The following is a 17,309-nucleotide window of genomic DNA, read 5'->3' as shown; positions in this document are numbered from 1 at the left end:
TTTCAGCATATACACTGAAAGCTCTCAAAATGATGACTAACATCAATTCTAACCCTAATTGGTTAGCTAAATATATTGTTACCCATTTGGTCGATGAACATCTGTGATTTCTTGAGCATTAATTCGTTGGCGTCTTGTTTGTTTGAAACAACATCAGAGCGAATAAACCGATGAGTTTTAATTTCACCGTCGATCTCTTTCTCGATTCGCCCAGCAACACGGTATTGACCAGATTCAGCAATGGCATCTTGATAGATATTGAAACCCTTATATTCGACTGGCTCAATCTCTACTTTTTGTTCGGTTTTTTCTTTGCCACTAAATAATCTAGAAAAGAAACCCATGTATTTTTACTCCTTAAATGACCGCACTCACACTAAACTATCATGACTGTTTACGATTCAACAATGGCTTTTCATACCATTGCAACTCTACGTCATCATCAAAGTTATGTTGGCTAAATATAACGGGCACATTGTCGTTACGCTCACGTCTTCTATCGTCAATAACCATACTTTCTGCATTTTTTACCGCGACCTCACTATTTCGTTTATAGAGCACCAATTTATCTTCTGGCAGTGCTGAAAGAAAATCGATATCGAAGCGAATGTAGATCGGCTTAAGTTGCCCTAAAGCCAGACACGCAAGATCGGCCAACTGTTCGTTAGTATAGCTAGACACATATTCCTCGGTAGACAAAACGTGTCCCACCAAAGTTTCCATATAGTTATGTACATCAACACTAATTTGCATACTACCCCTCCATTTGTAGCGGTTGTTTATGACCTAGTTTCAAATAGTGAACAACCTAATCGCAAAACTTACTTTAACTCTGTTATAGAGCTTGCTCGAATTTGATTACAGTCTATGCTTCTATCAGTTATCGGAGCTAATATGACAATTGAGGCAAAAGCACCTGAATTTTGTTAAGTACTTATAACGACTAATTAATTTATCATATATACTGTTTAGTTCGTTCTATGGTTAATAGCAACTCAAATACATATAAAAATAGTTGCGCTATTAGCGACCAATGGCAATGTTTTTGCTCTAATTTAGGCAAAAAGCTTGGCAATAACTTGTTTAACCGTATCCTACGTATAACATTAAATTATAAGATCATCATTATAGTTAGGCTCACCACATAAATGACATCTTCTTTCGTAACGTCGAGCATGTTTCGATTTTGCTTCCCCTTACTTCTCTTAGCAATATTACTTGCAGGTATGAATAACGTCATTCTCGTGACGGGTTCAAACATAGGGTTTGCTAGCAACCTCCCATATATTTTATTGAGTGTTGCGGTCATGCTGTGCCACACCTTTAAGCAAGGTCGAATGGCCATGGTTTCTGTAACCATGCTTGTCGCTTATCTAATCATCCAAGTTCGCTTGCAATCGCCACTCAATACCGGAACCACTTTGTTAGAGCTATCTCTGCTGGCCGCTCTACTGCCTGTGACTTGCTTACTCGTTTATGCCTTCCCCGATAATGGCGTTAACTCAAAATCCATGCTGTTATATGCCTTGGTACTCGTGTTGTTTATGGTGTGGACACAATTGATTGTTTCTCACTTCCATGCCGGAGGTTTTGAATCATGGAGCAAAGGCATTTTGTTTGTCGTGAGGGATTTTTCCAAACTGCCTTTAGTTTTAGTGTTGTATAGCCTTTGTTTGCTTGGCCTTACTGCCATTCTAGTGTTGGTGTATAACCGCTCTATCGATGTTGTGGTTTACAGTGCAATTTTGATCGCGTCATGTACATTTATCTTTTTTGACGTTCAATACATCTCAAGCACTATGTTTTCACTATCGGGAACCTTAATCATCATCTATGTGATGTCAGCAAGCCACGATATGGCCTTTAATGACCAACTGACTAACATCCCTGGTCGACACGCCTTAGAAGTGGATATGAAGCACTTAGGGCGTAAATACTCGATGGCGATGGTTGATATCGATCACTTCAAGAAATTTAATGATACCTACGGGCATGATATTGGCGACGATGTGCTGAAACTAGTGGCTCGAGTATTGAAAGAAACAACAGGCGGAGCTCGTGCCTACCGCTATGGTGGTGAAGAGTTCACGATCATTTTTAAAGGTAAGTACACCGAACAAGTGAAAGAGCACCTTCAGGCTCTGATTTCTGAGATCCAGAATTACGACATCACCATTCGTAACACTCACGAGCGTCCTGATGACCATGAAGTCGGTATGAAAAAGCGTGGCAAGAATAGTAAACCAGCAGATGTTGTGAATGTTACGGTAAGTATTGGGTTGGCTGATAGTACGACCACAAGACAGCCCGAAGAAGTTTTGAAGCTAGCGGATAATGCACTGTACAAAGCTAAAGAAACCGGCCGAAACAAACTGTGTGTTAAAAGTTAGTTCTAGGTGGCAGTTAAGCGCATCTACAGTTAGCTAGAGCCTTCAACAATAAACATCAATAAATTGAGAGCCGAATAGGACAGGATAAGTTTGAAGACTAATCTTGGTTGAAGAAGATGATCAAGCTCCCTCCTTTCAAACTGCTTCCGTAATTGATCGTAAAGCCAATGCCTACATTATCGACCCATTCATTAAATAGGTTGGGGTTAAGCAACCAGCCCACACTACCTTCGTAATACGACGTCGTTCCCATAGGAGCAACTGTATCACCTCCAATATCAATTCTCCTGATACTGGAGTACATAGACGTAATGTTTTTATCCCAACGTACTAGGTCGTAAAAAATCTTCGCTTCATTGGCTATATACCAACCTTCTGGATGGCCAATATTACCGTTATTAGCTTCGCCCCAACCGACACCATTAAAATAACGCCAACTGGTACTGAGTTTGTATTTTCCCCAATCGTTCTTGTCTTCAAAGATCAACTTGATTTTAGGCTCAATGATATAGGCCCAAGCATCAGTATTGAGATAAGTCCCGTCAAGTTGGCCAGCAAACGGCTTAAGCAGATTAGCACGATAATCGAAGTCGTTACGATAGTAAGAAACATGATTACCAACCCCTGAATGGAAACTCCAATACTCATTCAATTGAGAAACGTTAGCGAACTCAACATATCCCGATACTATGGTCTCTTTTTGAAAATCAGTTACTGTCGTTGAGTCATATTGAACATCTCTTTCAACACGCAATGCAGACAAACTAAGAGTCACCTCTTGATGGTTATCTTCGATGTAAGCTGGTATTTCAAATGTGTATGGTAGGCTGAGGGACGTAATACTTTTTCGGCGACTTACGGAATCGTTCGAACCAATCGCATCATTGTCTAAACTAAATACTTTATTTGGATCAAAGTTATTGATACCAAAAGTGAAAACATCGGTATCGTTAAGCAGTACACTCGTCGCAAAACTCTGTTCGATATTTTTACGAAAAAGGTCAGATAGCGGCGTGGCAGCATTAACAACGGTAGGAACAACAAAACAAAGTACAGAAACGACCTGTGTCCAACCTCTATTAACCATAAAAAATGGCTTTGAGTGCGGCATTTTATCCCTTAAATCCTTTTCTATCTTCAACACTAATAGAAGTGTCATGTCAAATATCTAACGAGCAGATCAACTAAACTGCAACATCCAAAATGTTTCTTTGTATGTAAGTATTTCTACCACTTTGTTTGGCTTGATAAAGCACTTGATCAACTTTTTCGTAAACAAAGTCAATAGATTCATTACCACAGGGAATGAAAGATAGCACCCCTTGCGACACTGTAACTCTATCAGAAACGGTTGAGTAATTGTGTGTATAGTTCATTTCATGAAGTGCTTCTTCTACCCGATCCGCATGTAATTTAGCTGCTTTGATATCCGTATCACTCAAAATCAACACAAACTCTTCACCGCCATAACGACCTACAAACTCTCCAGCTCGAACAAAGAGGCGCTTTAATGTACTAGCAAGTTCTTGCAAACACTTATCTCCTTGAATATGGCCGTAATTATCGTTATAAGACTTAAAGAAATCTACATCTAGGAGTATCACGGTCATGGGCATATTACGCCTTCCGTGCCATGCGATGCTCTCTTCAAGCTTAGTATCCATATATCGACGGTTGTACAATTTGGTTAAACCGTCTTCGTTGGCTTGCTGTTGAAGAAGGATGTTCAATTCTTCTAGTTTGGCTGTGCTCTGCTTTAACTCACGCCTCATGTGCGCAATACGCTGCATCGCTATCAACTTAGAATTCAAAACAACTTTGTTCACTGGCTTGATCAGATAATCATCGCCACCAGCATCAATCGCTTTTGCAATCATTTCAGGCTCTTCGTGACCACTCAAAAAGATGATGGGAACCCACTCGGGGAATTGATGACGCACCTCGTTTGCAACCTCAAAACCGTCCATATCAGGCATAGTGATATCAAGCAACACGAGTTCAGGATCAAAATTAGAGTAAATATTTAGGGCTTCCTTACCACTTCCAACAGCTTCAACAATATGGCCCAGTTGCTTGAGTCGAATAGCAAGCTGCATTCTGTCTAGTTGAACGTCATCAACCAGTAATATGCGCATCGAAGCTCCCTTTTCTATCATCACATCACCTTTATATTGTGCTGAATATTCAAAGTAGCTCAATTTTGGGCTTAAATCATGCACTAATCTCTATATTATATTGACTTTTTTACAGATCTTTTTAGCATTGTTTTCTTTTTAAAGAGAAATATTATGTCAGACGCTAAAAGCAACGAACAACCAGAAATCGATTTAACCACTATCTCACCAGAGCTTCGTCAAGTTATCGAATTTGATGAAGTGCCAAAAGAGATGCACTTCATGGTTACTTCTATTCACGAAGTGTCTGAAGAAGCGGTACGTGAAGCTTGGGATAGCCTTCCAGCAAGCGCACAAAATGTTTTAGACAACTTTGAACAGTTTCACGCTCTAATTTCTGTGAGCCAAGCGTTCGCTGGCGTCAACGTGATGGAAGAGTTCCCGACTCTTAAACTTCCAGAAGACATGACTGACGAAGAAAAAGAAGAGTACCGAGCTCAACTGCTAGACCAAGTCCTACACAACTGTGTAAAAGACATGGTTAAGCAAATCAAGAAAGCGCGTCGTGATGCTATCTTGAAGCGTGATTTTAAAGAAGTTTTTACTAAGTAAATCGCTAACAGTACTATTTATGATTAAGCCGCTTACAACTTAAAAGTAGCGGCTTTCTTTGTGCCCGCGACTTTTTCTTGTCGTTGTTACTCTATAACAACCTGTGCTTAACTGACGCCCCCTAAAGTCTAGTTCACGATCTAAACTTTCAATTAACGATTTAGTGTGTAACAGCAATATCTCTCTGCGTGACACTAACCCCCTTGATCTGAGCATAAACACGCTGGCCAATTTCTAGATTGAGTTCATCCAAAGCCCATAACGTGATTGTTGCCCAAAGGTAACACCCTAACTCTAACTCCAACTTAACCCCTACACTCTGCCTATTATTGCCCTGTTGCTGCGTCTCTACGCTTTTAATGGTTACAGGGAGGATATTACGTATCGAAGTACCTTTCGGCTTATGTAGTGCGATAGAAACATCATTTGCTCTAACTTGTAATCTCACCGCGGCACCAATCTCACTCGACACCTTCTGAACCCATAACGACGTCGATTTACCAAGCGTCAGACGAGACAGAGTATAATCGTTATTGTGTTCCGTTAATGTTGCTTCAAATAGCGAGCTTTGCTCTGAGAAAGATTGCCAAGGCTGCATGGCTCTAGATGCCCATACTTTTTCGGTTACGCCCGATGAAATGACTTTACCCTGATCGATAATCACTAAGTAGTTCGCCAAGCGTAATATTTCATTAAGACTGTGTGTGACATAGATAACCGGGATTTGAACGGTTTCGGATAAGTTCTCCAAAAACGGCATCACTTCACGCTTACGAGGCAAGTCGAGAGAGGCTAAAGGCTCATCCATCAACAAAATGCTCGGCTTAGACAACAAAGCACGGCCAATCGCCACACGTTGCTTCTCACCACCAGACAAACGTGCCGGATAGCGATCAAGCAATGAGCCCAAAGACAACAGTGAAACGATTTGCTCAAAATGCGTTTTATCAACGCCCTTCATTCCGTATTTGAGGTTCGCTGACACCTTTAGATGTGGAAACAATCTCGACTCTTGGAAAACATAACCGACGTTGCGTTTGTGTGTCGGCAAGTTAATGCCCTTGTCACTATCAAATAAGGTGGTTCCCGATACGCTGATCAAGCCCTTATCTGGCTGTTTAAGACCACTAATTGCATTAATTAACGAGGTTTTCCCCGCACCTGAACGGCCAAAAATCGCAGTGATACCGTGGCTAGGTAACATTAAGTCGATATCAAAAAAAGTTTCACCAAGCTGTTGTTGGTATTGGAGTATTAAGGCACTCATGCATTGCCTCCTAGTCGTTGTGCAGACTTTTTATTTAGCCACTCAGATAGCATCAATGAACCAAGCGCTATCACGATAGAAATGGCACATAAACGTGCGGCTTCCATCTCCGCACCAGGCGTTTCGATAAAGGTGTACATAGCCAAAGGGATAGTTTGGGTTTCACCGGGAATATTTGAAACGAAGCTAATCGTCGCGCCAAACTCACCAAGGCTTCTCGCAAAAGAGAGCATGGTACCGGTAATGATCCCAGGGAGCATCAGAGGTAATGTGATTGTGAAAAACACACGAATCGGCGACGCGCCCAATGTGGCTGCCGCTTCTTCAAGTTTACTATCGACCGTCTCTAGGCTAAGTCGGATAGAGCGAACCATTAATGGCAACGCGACAACAACGCACGCCAATGCCGCCCCCTTCCAGCTAAAGCTGAATACAATACCAAACACCTCATTGAGCCATGAGCCAATAATGCCTTGCCTGCCCATCATCACCAACAACAGATAGCCTATGACCACAGGAGGTAACACTAAAGGCAGATGCACAAAGCTCTCTACAATGCTTTTACCAAAAAATTGTTTCTTAGCAAGCAGCCACGCTAAACCAATGCCGATAGGAATCAGCCATAAGATGGCAAAACCAGCGACTTTCAAGCTCAGCATTAAGGCTTGGTATTCGTATTCTGATAAATACATCATTTAACGTACTTCAAACCCAAAACTATTTAAGGTGTCTTTCGCTTTTTCGCTCTTTAAGAAAGTATAGAACTGTTCTGCGACGACTTTATCGCTCAACTTCGCTACAGGGTAACGTATTGGGGTATGCAAATCTGCAGGGAACGTCTCGACTAAACTCACTTCTTTAGAAAGTAGAGCATCAGTTTTATAGACAATTCCAAGTTTAGCTTCATTACGTTCTACCAAAGCCAATGCCATACGAACATTGTTGCTTGGTGCTAACCGATCACTCACGTCATTCCACACACCCAAAGCTTCTAATGCTTCCTTCGCATAGATACCAGCAGGAACCGACATCGTATTTCCAACTGCAAGTCTTTCATTAGTAAGCAATTTAGTCCATTGGTCACCCTTTGAGATATCCAACGATACCGGCGTACCTTTCGGTGAAATTAGCACAAGTTCGTTCTCACACATATTGGTGACGTTGTCACTAGATGCGTATTTTCGATCAACTAAATACGTCATCCATTTTTCATTCGCCGAGATAAAAATGTCTGCAGACGCCCCTCTTTCAATCTGACGTACCAATGAAGAAGTACTAGCGTACACAGGAATAACATCGACAGAATGGTCTTTCTCAAACTCATCAACCAATAGGTTAACCGCGTTTGTCATCGACGATGCAGCATAAACTCTTAGCTTTTCGGCCGCTAAAAGATGAGTCGAACTCAACGAAGTCGTTAACGCTAAGGTGACGAGGGTAGCTAGCTTTTTCATTATTCTCACTTATCTATTATTCGTTTTAGTTATTAACCGATATTCCCATTCAAACCCGAGCTTTAAACTCAGGCCAAAGCAATTCAAGATTTAAGTGCTCTTCGATGGCGTCAGCGATTCGATTAATACCCAACTCTTTAAGCTGTTCGTGGTCAATCGCTGTTACATCATTGGCTCCTGCCCATTCGCAGATAAGCGATAACGCATCACTGTTATCGAATATGCCGTGCAGATAAGTACCAAATATCGAGTTGTCTTGATTTATAGCACCATCAAGGCTGCCTGATTCTAACTGAACCGGTAATACTGTTTCTTTGACATCAGTGCTACCTACGTGAATTTCGTAACCTTTTACTTGTGCTGATTTTCCATCCAGCGTCATAGTACCGATCACGTTAGTTAAGGTTTTCTGCTGCGTTAAGGTAGTGTCCGTATCAAGGTAACCTAGCCCTTCACTGCTACCTGGCTCGCCCTCAACTCCATCTGGGTCGTGGATAATGTTTCCTAGCATCTGGTAACCGCCACAAATACCCATAACCTTGCCACCTAAACGGAGGTGACGCTGAATATCTCTATCCCAACCCTGCTCTTTTAGGTAGCCCAAATCTGCTCTGACTGACTTTGTACCCGGTAAGATAATCAAATCCGCGTTGTTCAGACGTTCGCCTTTGCCTACGTAACGTAAATCAATCGACGGGTTAAGTCGCAGCGCGTCAAAGTCTGTATGGTTACTTATTCGAGTTAGTACTGGCACAACGACCTTGAGCTTAGCTTCTCCATCTGACTCTTGAGCGGAGGTAATGGCATCTTCTGCTTCAAGGTTAAAACCATGCAAGTACGGCAATACACCAATCACAGGCTTGCCAGTTTTCTCTTCTAACCAATCTAGGCCAGATTGCAGCAGCGCAATGTCGCCTCTAAAACGGTTAATCACGAAACCTTTCACTCGTGCCTGCTCAGATTCAGATAATAGAGCCAATGTGCCGTAAAGGTGGGCGAAAACGCCGCCACGGTCGATATCCGCTACGATAATGACTGGGATATCCGCTCTCTCAGCAAATCCCATGTTGGCGATATCATTTTCACGCAGATTGATTTCAGCTGGGCTACCTGCACCTTCGATCATGACACTTTCATATTCTGCAGAAAGTCGGTCGAATGAATCGATAACCGTATTCATCGCGACCTTCTTATAATCGTGATAACCGGTCGCTTCCATATTGCTTAACGCACGACCTTGCAAAATCACTTGTGCACCCGTGTCTGAGTTCGGTTTCAGCAATACAGGATTCATGTGAACAGACGCTTCAATATTACAAGCTTGTGCCTGAACCGCTTGCGCGCGACCAATTTCGCCACCGTCTTTTGTCACGGCACTGTTTAACGCCATGTTTTGTGGCTTAAAAGGGGCCACTTTAATGCCTTTCCTAGCCAATACACGGCATAAACCTGCCACCAAAACACTTTTCCCAGCATCTGACGTTGTCCCTTGAACCATTAGGACGCTTAATGGTGATCGCATTTGTACTTAAATCCTTAATTTCTTGCCGTTTGGCAATATTTATCTGCCCCTATATTAGCGTCATTGTCGAGTTGATGCCCAGCAAAATGAATGGAAAATGAATACCTTACTCACTCTGGATTCAAACTTAATGTTGTTTACTAGCATTATCGAAGCTAAACGCCTCTTCCAAAGAAATTGTCTTAGCTAAAGAAGACGTTTCAACTAAAAAACAATACTAAGGAATTCATCATGAAAAAAACTGTACTAGCAATTGTATCAACCATCACCTTAGCCCCTGCTTTCGCAATGGCTGGTGACCACAGTAATAATCAACACAAAGGCCCTATTGCTTACACAGGACCAATCGAAACCGTTTCTGTTGCTACACTGCTTGCAGACACAAGCATGTTCACAGAGCAGGACGCGATCGTAGACGGCAGGATTGTTCGTCAGATAAAAAATGACACGTTTATCTTCTCTGACGGACAGAGTGAAATTCAAATAGAGCTGGATGACGATATCCGTCTATCACAACCTCTAGCTGCTGATACCAAAGTACGTATCTTTGGTGAGTACGAAGGTGGCAAAACACCAGAGATCGAAGTTGATCATATTCAAGTTTTGTAAGCTTCAAAACTCAACTATTTAGCTTTAAACTACGCACTTCAATAAATTGGCCTGCATGTTGCAGGCTTTTTTGTATATACTGCCGAAAAATACAATTTATATGGAGTCACCATGCTAGGTCGCACAAACAAGACTGTCCTTCTGGGGTTAGCTGCACTGTGTTCATTCTCTGCGTCTGCAAACAACTTTAACTACAACACATTCGAGCTGCGCATGGGTACAAGCCCGAGTACTTTCGGTGGTGAAGTCACAACAATGTTTACTCAGAACTCACACATCATTGCACGTATCGATTCTGAATTTGAGAGCGATTGGGATGCCGCTGTAGGTATGGGGTTTAACGGTCCGATTAATCAATTTGCTGATGTGACAGGCCAAATGCTATTGCACAACATTGAACGTAATGACAACAATGACATTAAAACTGAAATAAACATCGGCATAAAAGCATGGTTAATGGCAAATGTTGAGGTTAACGCACGTCTTGGCCAATTGATCGACAACGACGATACGCGTTCAATTGTAGGGGTTGGTGCTCGCTTTCACTCGACAGATCAACTTTCTGTTGGTCTTGATATGCGAAACAACGGCACTTACGGTCACCAACTCCTAATGTCAGCTCGATTCGGTTTCTAAGCTAGATTTCGTATCTAGGTTTTATGAATAAGCTAGGTTTCGTCACTAAGTAATACCAATCACAGTAAGTAATGATCAGTTATTTACTACGATTGGTATAATAAGTAGCTGGACAAATCAAATAGAAAAAGCCCCGAACAAATTAATGTTCGGGGCTTTTTGTTTGTTAGTTTCGCTAGCTTTTAGTTGTGAAAAACCTAGGCCAGCAACTTACTCTATAAATTAACCATCAGCATCTTTTTCTGGTGATCTAAGTACTCTTCATAAGTACCTTGGAAGCTCACTAGCTGTTGGTCTTTTACATCGATGATGTGTGTTGCTAATGAAGAAACGAACTCACGGTCATGACTTACGAAGATAAGCGTGCCAGTGTAAACTTTCAACGCGTCGTTCAGGGCTTGGATTGCTTCCATGTCCATGTGGTTCGTTGGTTCGTCCATTACCAGAACGTTGATGTCTTGCATCATTAGCTTGCCGAATAACAGACGGTTCTTCTCACCACCAGAACAGTTACGCGCTTTTTTGTTCGCATCGTCAGCAGTAAACAATAGACGACCTAGAATGCCACGTACCATAAGGTCATCGTGCTTCACTGTGCGCCATTGTGAGATCCAATCGAAGATGCTCAGGTCGTTATCAAAGTCAGACGTGCTATCTTGTGGGCAGTAGCCTACTGATGCGTTTTCAGACCATTTAACGATACCTTCGTTTTGCGCTAGCTCTTGAACTAGACAACGTAGCAGCGTGGTTTTACCCACACCGTTCTCACCGATAACCGCAAGACGAGTACCCGCTTCAAGCAGCAAGTTACCACCAGCAAATAATGTTTCGCCATCGAAGCCGTGACCAAGATCTTGAAGTTCAAGCGCTTGACGGTGCAGTTTCTTACCTTCACCAAAATCAATAGATGGGCTCATACGGCTCGATGATTTCACTTCATCAAGCGTGATTTTGTCCATTTTCTTAGCGCGAGAGCTTGCTTGTTTTGCTTTAGATGCGTTAGCACCAAAACGGTTTACGAAATCTTGAAGTTCGCTGATTTCAGCCGCTTTCTTAGCATTGCTTGCTAGAAGTTGCTCACGAATCAAACCAGATGCTTCTAGGAAGTACTCGTAGTTACCAGGGTAAACACGTAGCTCACCGTAGTCGATATCTGCCATGTGCGTACACACAGAATTCAGGAAGTGTCTGTCGTGCGAAATGATGATCATTGTACATTTACGCTGGTTGAGCTCTTCAGCAAGCCAGTTGATCGTGTGAATGTCCAAGTTGTTGGTTGGTTCATCAAGAAGCAAGATATCTGGGTTTGCAAACAGCGCTTGTGCCAATAGCACACGCAGTTTCCAGCCTGGAGCAACTTGTTGCATCAAGCCGAAATGGAACTCTTCTTCAATACCCGCTTGGATTAGGATATCGCCAGCACGGCTTTCTGCTGTGTAACCATCCATTTCCGCGAATTCGCTTTCAAGTTCCGCGACTTTCATGCCGTCGTCTTCGCTCATTTCTGGTAAAGAGTAAATGCGATCACGCTCTTGTTTTACTTCCCACAGCTTTCTGTCGCCCATTATTACAACGTCGATAACGCTGTATTGTTCGAATGCGAACTGATCTTGGCTCAAAACCCCCAGCTTTTCTCCTGGAGTGATAGAAACGTTGCCAGAACTTGGCGTTAGTGCACCACTTAGGATTTTCATGAACGTTGATTTGCCGCAGCCATTAGCGCCGATCAAACCATAGCGGTTGCCGTTACCAAATTTAGCAGAGATGTTTTCAAACAGCGGCTCTGCGCCAAATTGCATTGTGATGTTCGCGGTAGATATCAAAGAACTAATTCCTAAGCGTGTACTGACACATAATTATTAAGCAGAAAGACGTGCCTATATAAGAAGTACGAAAGTATGGGTTAAACATAAAACGAAGCGCGGATTATATAGAGATCAGGATCACATTGTCGAGGTTAAACGGTGAAAGGATGGCGAACAGTGCAAAATTAAATACAATTCCTCTGTGATTAGGCCATAAATAGAAAAAATCCCCATTAATTCGATTAACGGGGATTCAATTAATCAAAAACAGAAGCGTCCTATTGAGGACGAACTCATGCTCTTAATTCTATTTAGTTATTTTCTTCTGGACGTATTTTTGGCTTACATCAACAACCGCAACATCTCTAAAGAAACTTCTACCCAACAGAAGTGGGAAAGAAAGATGCGTTCTGTCTGCTAACGTAAATTCCGTTTTATCTTTTAGATCACCAATTTGAATCGCGGCAACGACAACAGCACGTCGTTGTGTACCCTCAGCGCTTGACTGCTTGATCTTAACCCAACGCTCTACTGGTAAGCTGATCTCTTCGGTTGTGATGTTGTCATGTTCAATTTTGAACTTAACCCAGTCTTTGCCGTCACGTTCAAAATCGACAATATCAACCGCACTGATTGATGATGTTGTGGCACCTGTATCGACACGTGCTTTAAACGCTTCTTTTAAACCAGGAACAAACACCCACTCCTCTTCCCCAAGAATCAGTTTGCCATCGTTTGTTTTTCTAACCTTTTCTACCGGCTTTTCAACAGGCACAGGTTTTACCTCAGGTTCAGTTGGTTTAACTTCTTCAGGCTTTTCTGTAGGTTCTGTGACTTTTTCGCCTTCTGCTGCGTCAGCTTCTGAAGAATCATCCACAATAGGTTGTTCGACTTGAGGCTTTTGCTCTGGCTCGACAGGTACTTGAGTTGTCGAGCAAGCAAAAAGACCGCCACTTAACATTAGGACTATAATCGCTTTCCAATTATACATTCAGTCACCTTCTATTTTGATACGTTGGCTATCGCTTTTGCTACGTAAGGAATATGCGATTCAGAAAGACCTGCAATATTGATGCGTCCATCACCAACACCATAGATGCCATACTCTTCACGTAACTGATTCATTTGAGTTTCTTTAAAGCCTAGTACAGTAAACATACCTTTATGGCTTTCAATGAAATCAAATTGTGACGTGTTATAAGTATTTCGCAATTCATCACATAAACTTTGGCGCAAATTTAACAAACGCTGCTGCATTTCACTCAACTCTTGCTTCCAAACCTTCGTTAACTCTTGATTCTGAAGAATTGTTTTCACCAGAGCCGCACCGTGATCGGGTGGCATAGTGTAAGTTGAGCGAGCCAGCGTAAGAAGCTTACCTCTTGCGTTGCCAACGTGCTCGTTGTTCTTACCGATAACGATCGCCGCACCCGTTCTTTCACGGTATAAACCGAAGTTTTTCGAGCAAGATGTTGTTATCAGCATTTCTTCAACGTTGTTAGCCATGTGTTGAAGACCTTTCGCATCTTCTTCTAAGCCATCACCAAAGCCTTGGTAGGCAATATCAACGAACGGTAAGAAACCATTCTTCTGAGATAATTTGGTGATTTCCTGCCATGCTTCAAAGTTGATATCCGCACCCGTTGGGTTATGACAGCAACCGTGCAGTAGTACCACGTCTGATGGACCCGCTTTTGCAAGATCATCCAACATCCTTGCAGTATCAACTTGCTTCGTTTCAGGACTGAAGTAATTGTAGTATCGAACTTTTAAGCCTGCCGCTTCCATCACCGGTTTGTGGTTAATATAGCTTGGGTTTGAAATCCAAACAGTGGTGTCTGGTTGAGAAACTTTCATTAAGTCACCCAACATGCGAAGTGCACCACTTGCACCCGGTGTTTGAATCGCAGCAACGCGATCCATTGCAGAAGTCCCTTTAAGCAGAAGATCAACCATGCTCTGGTTGAACTCTTCACAGCCTGCTAGGCCAACGTAAGCTTTGGTTTTCTGTGTTTCAACAACGATATCTTGAGCCATAGAAACGGCTTTCATGATCGGAGTTTCGCCTTGGTCGTTTTTGTAAACGCCAATGCCTAAGTCGACTTTATCAGTACGAGTATCGCCGCGGTAAGCAACAGAAAGAGATAGAATTGGATCTAAAGTTGGTTTTGGTAGATGTGAAAACATGAAAGTCACAACCCTTTGAAATTCAAGTAATGAGTTTCACGTTAACATTATCGTAGACAAATCAGAAACATTTTTTAATAGAAGCGCTTAGTTAGAATAAGTAATCAGAGATTGGTCATTTTACGTCACTAAACAGCGCAAATATCGAACACTTTTAGTGCTTTATCAATAGAGCAGTAGCTTATCTAAGAAGCACCTTGTTGATTTTCGGCTAATTGCCTTGTTTGAATTGCCTTGGTGTCATGCCCGACCAAGCTTTAAATCGAGTACTAAAGTTAGCCGCATTCGGGTAACCCACGATCTCGCCAATATGCTGAATCGACCAGTCACTCGATTTCAACAAACGAGCTGCGTATTCCATTCTCATACGCATGATATGAGTCATTGGGCTGTGTGAATAATATCGCTGGCACAAACGATGGAAATGCGGCTCTGAGCACGGGAACAAGTTCGCAAGCTCATGAACGTTCCACTCTTTATGGAGCTGCTTTTGTACGTTGTCGAACACGCGCCTTAAACGAATCAAATTACGTGATTGCTGCTGCGGGACTGGCGCATTAATCATGAACTCTATTTGAGCCACGCTGTGATTGGCGATCGCTCCCCCCAAATCGATGGGTAAGGCAATACTTCTCAATAGAGTATGAATGCACGAAGAGACGACTTCTGCGGCCGGAGACAACGTGTAACTCACTTCATCACTCACTACTTTATCCCATTGCTTATCTGGCGAGAGAAAGATCCATGCGATTTGCCATGTCTCTTCTTCAATCCCAAAGCCATTTTCTGTGCCCGCAGGAACTATAATGCATGACCCTGGCTCTAGAATATAGCGACACGCGCTACTTTCTAACCACCCTTTGCCCCTAACCGTGTATAGCAGCATGTGTTTCTGTGGATTCTTCCGATGGACCGAAAAGAAATCTCGGCACGACGCCGTCCCACACTGAACGATACCTAATTGTTCGAATGCCAATACATGGCTTTGATCGACAAACTCTTGGTGTGTCTGATCAGAGATCTCGTAGCGTTCGTGTTTCTCACTCATTTCACTGGTCGCTCATTAGGTTTGTCTGCAATTGAATCGCCACATTAGTCATTCGATAGTTTTGAAATAGATGCTTTTGAAAATAGATAGTTTGGCAAAAGTTTGTGATGAACCTGAACAATACAGCCAAAACAAATGCCGATAAACTTCTCGCATATTAACCACAGGGGAAATGCGATGCGCTCGACATATCGTCATCTAGACAAAGATTTTTGGCAAAAGCTTTTACACATCGGTTTGCCTGTATCGCTACAAACTATGTTGTTTTCATTACTTGGCGTAGTCGATATTTTTATGGTTAACCAACAGGGTGACTCTGCAACCGCAGCGGTTGGCGTGGGTAACCGTATATTTTTCTTCAACTTAATCATGGTATCTGGGATTAGCGGCGCTGTCAGCGTGCTAGCTTCGCAATATTTCGGTGCGGGAGATTTCAACGGAATTAGACGCACATTAGCGCAATCATGGGCATTGTCTGTCTTTGCCATCATCCCCTTTGTGTTCATTTATACATTGGCTCCTGAATCAGTCGTGTCTGTGGTGGCCTCAGACCCTGATTACGTCCGCTTGGCAACGGATTACCTTTGGATGACAGGAGCCAGCCTTATTGGTACCGCCGTGGTTGTGCCGCTAGAAAGCGCGCTGCGCTCGGTGGGCGAAGCAAAGCTACCCACCAAAATCAGTATCTGGGCGATCATCGTCAACGCGATTCTCAATGCATTGCTGATATTCGGATTATTTGGCTTCCCTGAACTAGGTGTTGTAGGAGCTGCAATTGGCACCGCTGTCTCTCGATTCTTTCAAACGATTGCCCTACTTGTGATGGCGAAGAGACACTACGCTCACTTGTTCCCAACACTGAGTAATTGGCGCGATACGATATTGCCGAAGCATAGAAAGAAGTATTTCAAGATAGCAATTCCGATGTTGGTTCATGATACGGCTTGGGCGGGCGGAATACTGATTTATAACGTTATTGTTGGTCAGATGGGTGTTGGCGAGCTTGCGATAATCTCACTGCTATCGCCAGTAGAAAGCATCTTGATCTCGGCGTTCATGGGGTTTGCAGTCGCGGCTTCGATCATTTTAGGCAACGAGATCGGCGCCAAGAACTATCAACGTGTTGAGAATACTGCTTGGGGGTATGTATTGGTCAGCTGTGGGCTCGCCGCTCTATTAGCCTTGTTATGCTGGTTTGCTAAACCCGCGATCGTATACATGATCGGTCTTACTCACTTAGAGCTCAAAGGGACGGCTGTTAACGTCACCTTAGTCATGGCACTAGGCATGATACTAAGAGTCTTCAATATGGTTGGCATTGGTGGTGTGCTCAAAAGCGGTGGAGACATCAACTACAGCATCTTCATCGATCTGTTTGGCCAATGGGCGATTGGTATCCCCCTTGCCTACTTTACTGCGCTGGTGTTGGGTTGGCCGCTAGAATGGGTTTTGATGATTGTACTGCAGGAAGAGCTAGCCAAAATAGCTCTGACCAGTCAGAGGATTCAATCTAAGAAATGGATAAACAATTTAATCGACGAGCCTGAGCACATTCCTATTTAAGCAGGCGCCAAACCGACACTAACGTGCGGGCGATAGATTCAAAGAACTCACACCCAAGGGCTGATTTGTAGCATTTCGCTAACGATGAAGCCCTTTTTTCTG

Annotated in this window: 17 protein-coding genes; 5 read left to right on the top strand and 12 right to left on the bottom strand. The window is 42.9% G+C overall.

Annotation, left to right across the window (positions count from 1 at the left end; translation table 11 throughout):
* Positions 1-62: 62 nt before the first annotated feature.
* Both OCV24_RS19035 and OCV24_RS19030 read right to left on the bottom strand, forming a co-directional pair.
* Positions 63-344: an HlyU family transcriptional regulator gene (locus tag OCV24_RS19035; protein WP_137008801.1), complete on the bottom strand. Its 282-nt coding sequence runs from the start codon at positions 342-344 to the stop codon at positions 63-65.
* A gap of 40 nt (positions 345-384) precedes the next feature.
* Positions 385-753: a late competence development ComFB family protein gene (locus tag OCV24_RS19030; protein ID WP_060466744.1), complete on the bottom strand. Its 369-nt coding sequence runs from the start codon at positions 751-753 to the stop codon at positions 385-387.
* 395 nt (positions 754-1,148) lie between these two features.
* Here OCV24_RS19030 and OCV24_RS19025 point away from each other — a divergent pair, with 395 nt between their 5' ends.
* Positions 1,149-2,390 carry a GGDEF domain-containing protein gene (locus OCV24_RS19025; protein ID WP_146450196.1) on the top strand — a complete coding sequence of 414 codons (1,242 nt, stop codon included), beginning with the start codon at positions 1,149-1,151 and terminating at the stop codon, positions 2,388-2,390.
* A gap of 97 nt (positions 2,391-2,487) precedes the next feature.
* Here the strand turns inward: OCV24_RS19025 and OCV24_RS19020 are convergent, their stop codons facing one another.
* Both OCV24_RS19020 and OCV24_RS19015 read right to left on the bottom strand, forming a co-directional pair.
* Complete coding sequence (locus OCV24_RS19020; RefSeq protein ID WP_150877220.1) at positions 2,488-3,501, bottom strand: Solitary outer membrane autotransporter beta-barrel domain; 1,014 nt, start codon at positions 3,499-3,501, stop codon at positions 2,488-2,490.
* A gap of 73 nt (positions 3,502-3,574) precedes the next feature.
* A complete protein-coding gene (locus OCV24_RS19015) occupies positions 3,575-4,525 on the bottom strand; it encodes a GGDEF domain-containing response regulator (protein ID WP_017058273.1) in 951 nt (316 codons plus the stop codon).
* Between the two features lie 153 nt (positions 4,526-4,678).
* Here OCV24_RS19015 and OCV24_RS19010 point away from each other — a divergent pair, with 153 nt between their 5' ends.
* Complete coding sequence (locus tag OCV24_RS19010) at positions 4,679-5,116, top strand: DUF3069 domain-containing protein (protein ID WP_017058272.1); 438 nt, start codon at positions 4,679-4,681, stop codon at positions 5,114-5,116.
* A 160-nt stretch (positions 5,117-5,276) separates the two neighbouring features.
* Here the strand turns inward: OCV24_RS19010 and modC are convergent, their stop codons facing one another.
* The 4 genes from modC to OCV24_RS18990 are packed head-to-tail and all read right to left on the bottom strand — an operon-like array spanning position 5,277 to position 9,359.
* Positions 5,277-6,383 carry a molybdenum ABC transporter ATP-binding protein ModC gene (gene modC, locus OCV24_RS19005; RefSeq protein WP_017058271.1) on the bottom strand — a complete coding sequence of 369 codons (1,107 nt, stop codon included), beginning with the start codon at positions 6,381-6,383 and terminating at the stop codon, positions 5,277-5,279.
* Complete coding sequence (gene modB / locus OCV24_RS19000; RefSeq protein WP_046223570.1) at positions 6,380-7,078, bottom strand: molybdate ABC transporter permease subunit; 699 nt, start codon at positions 7,076-7,078, stop codon at positions 6,380-6,382. Before modB ends, modC begins: the two co-directional genes overlap by 4 nt.
* The gene (gene modA / locus OCV24_RS18995; RefSeq protein ID WP_150877223.1) at positions 7,079-7,837 is read right to left on the bottom strand and encodes a molybdate ABC transporter substrate-binding protein; all 759 of its coding nucleotides are present in this window, start codon (positions 7,835-7,837) and stop codon (positions 7,079-7,081) included.
* Positions 7,838-7,886: 49 nt separating this feature from the next.
* On the bottom strand, positions 7,887-9,359 hold the full coding sequence (locus tag OCV24_RS18990; RefSeq protein ID WP_150877225.1) for a cobyric acid synthase: 1,473 nt from the start codon (positions 9,357-9,359) through the stop codon (positions 7,887-7,889).
* Positions 9,360-9,590: 231 nt separating this feature from the next.
* Between OCV24_RS18990 and OCV24_RS18985 the strand changes: the two genes are divergently transcribed.
* Positions 9,591-9,968 carry a YgiW/YdeI family stress tolerance OB fold protein gene (locus tag OCV24_RS18985; protein WP_046223568.1) on the top strand — a complete coding sequence of 126 codons (378 nt, stop codon included), beginning with the start codon at positions 9,591-9,593 and terminating at the stop codon, positions 9,966-9,968.
* 111 nt (positions 9,969-10,079) lie between these two features.
* Positions 10,080-10,604 (top strand): hypothetical protein, encoded by a 525-nt coding sequence (locus OCV24_RS18980; protein ID WP_046223567.1) that lies wholly within the window; start codon positions 10,080-10,082, stop codon positions 10,602-10,604.
* 215 nt (positions 10,605-10,819) lie between these two features.
* Here the strand turns inward: OCV24_RS18980 and OCV24_RS18975 are convergent, their stop codons facing one another.
* From OCV24_RS18975 to OCV24_RS18960, 4 genes are all read right to left on the bottom strand, one after another.
* Positions 10,820-12,427: an ABC-F family ATPase gene (locus OCV24_RS18975; RefSeq protein ID WP_136980724.1), complete on the bottom strand. Its 1,608-nt coding sequence runs from the start codon at positions 12,425-12,427 to the stop codon at positions 10,820-10,822.
* A gap of 289 nt (positions 12,428-12,716) precedes the next feature.
* The gene (locus OCV24_RS18970) at positions 12,717-13,400 is read right to left on the bottom strand and encodes a putative ATP-dependent zinc protease (RefSeq protein ID WP_017058264.1); all 684 of its coding nucleotides are present in this window, start codon (positions 13,398-13,400) and stop codon (positions 12,717-12,719) included.
* Positions 13,401-13,411: 11 nt separating this feature from the next.
* A complete protein-coding gene (locus OCV24_RS18965; RefSeq protein ID WP_150877227.1) occupies positions 13,412-14,596 on the bottom strand; it encodes an amino acid aminotransferase in 1,185 nt (394 codons plus the stop codon).
* Positions 14,597-14,807: 211 nt separating this feature from the next.
* Positions 14,808-15,644 carry an AraC family transcriptional regulator gene (locus tag OCV24_RS18960; RefSeq protein ID WP_150877229.1) on the bottom strand — a complete coding sequence of 279 codons (837 nt, stop codon included), beginning with the start codon at positions 15,642-15,644 and terminating at the stop codon, positions 14,808-14,810.
* Positions 15,645-15,779: 135 nt separating this feature from the next.
* Here OCV24_RS18960 and OCV24_RS18955 point away from each other — a divergent pair, with 135 nt between their 5' ends.
* The gene (locus OCV24_RS18955) at positions 15,780-17,207 is read left to right on the top strand and encodes an MATE family efflux transporter (RefSeq protein ID WP_150877231.1); all 1,428 of its coding nucleotides are present in this window, start codon (positions 15,780-15,782) and stop codon (positions 17,205-17,207) included.
* Positions 17,208-17,309 lie beyond the last annotated feature (102 nt).

It is taken from the genome of Vibrio kanaloae, from assembly GCF_024347535.1.
Taxonomy (GTDB): domain Bacteria; phylum Pseudomonadota; class Gammaproteobacteria; order Enterobacterales; family Vibrionaceae; genus Vibrio; species Vibrio kanaloae.
Note: the sequence above shows the minus strand (reverse complement) of the source record. Positions and strands in the feature narration are given on the sequence as shown.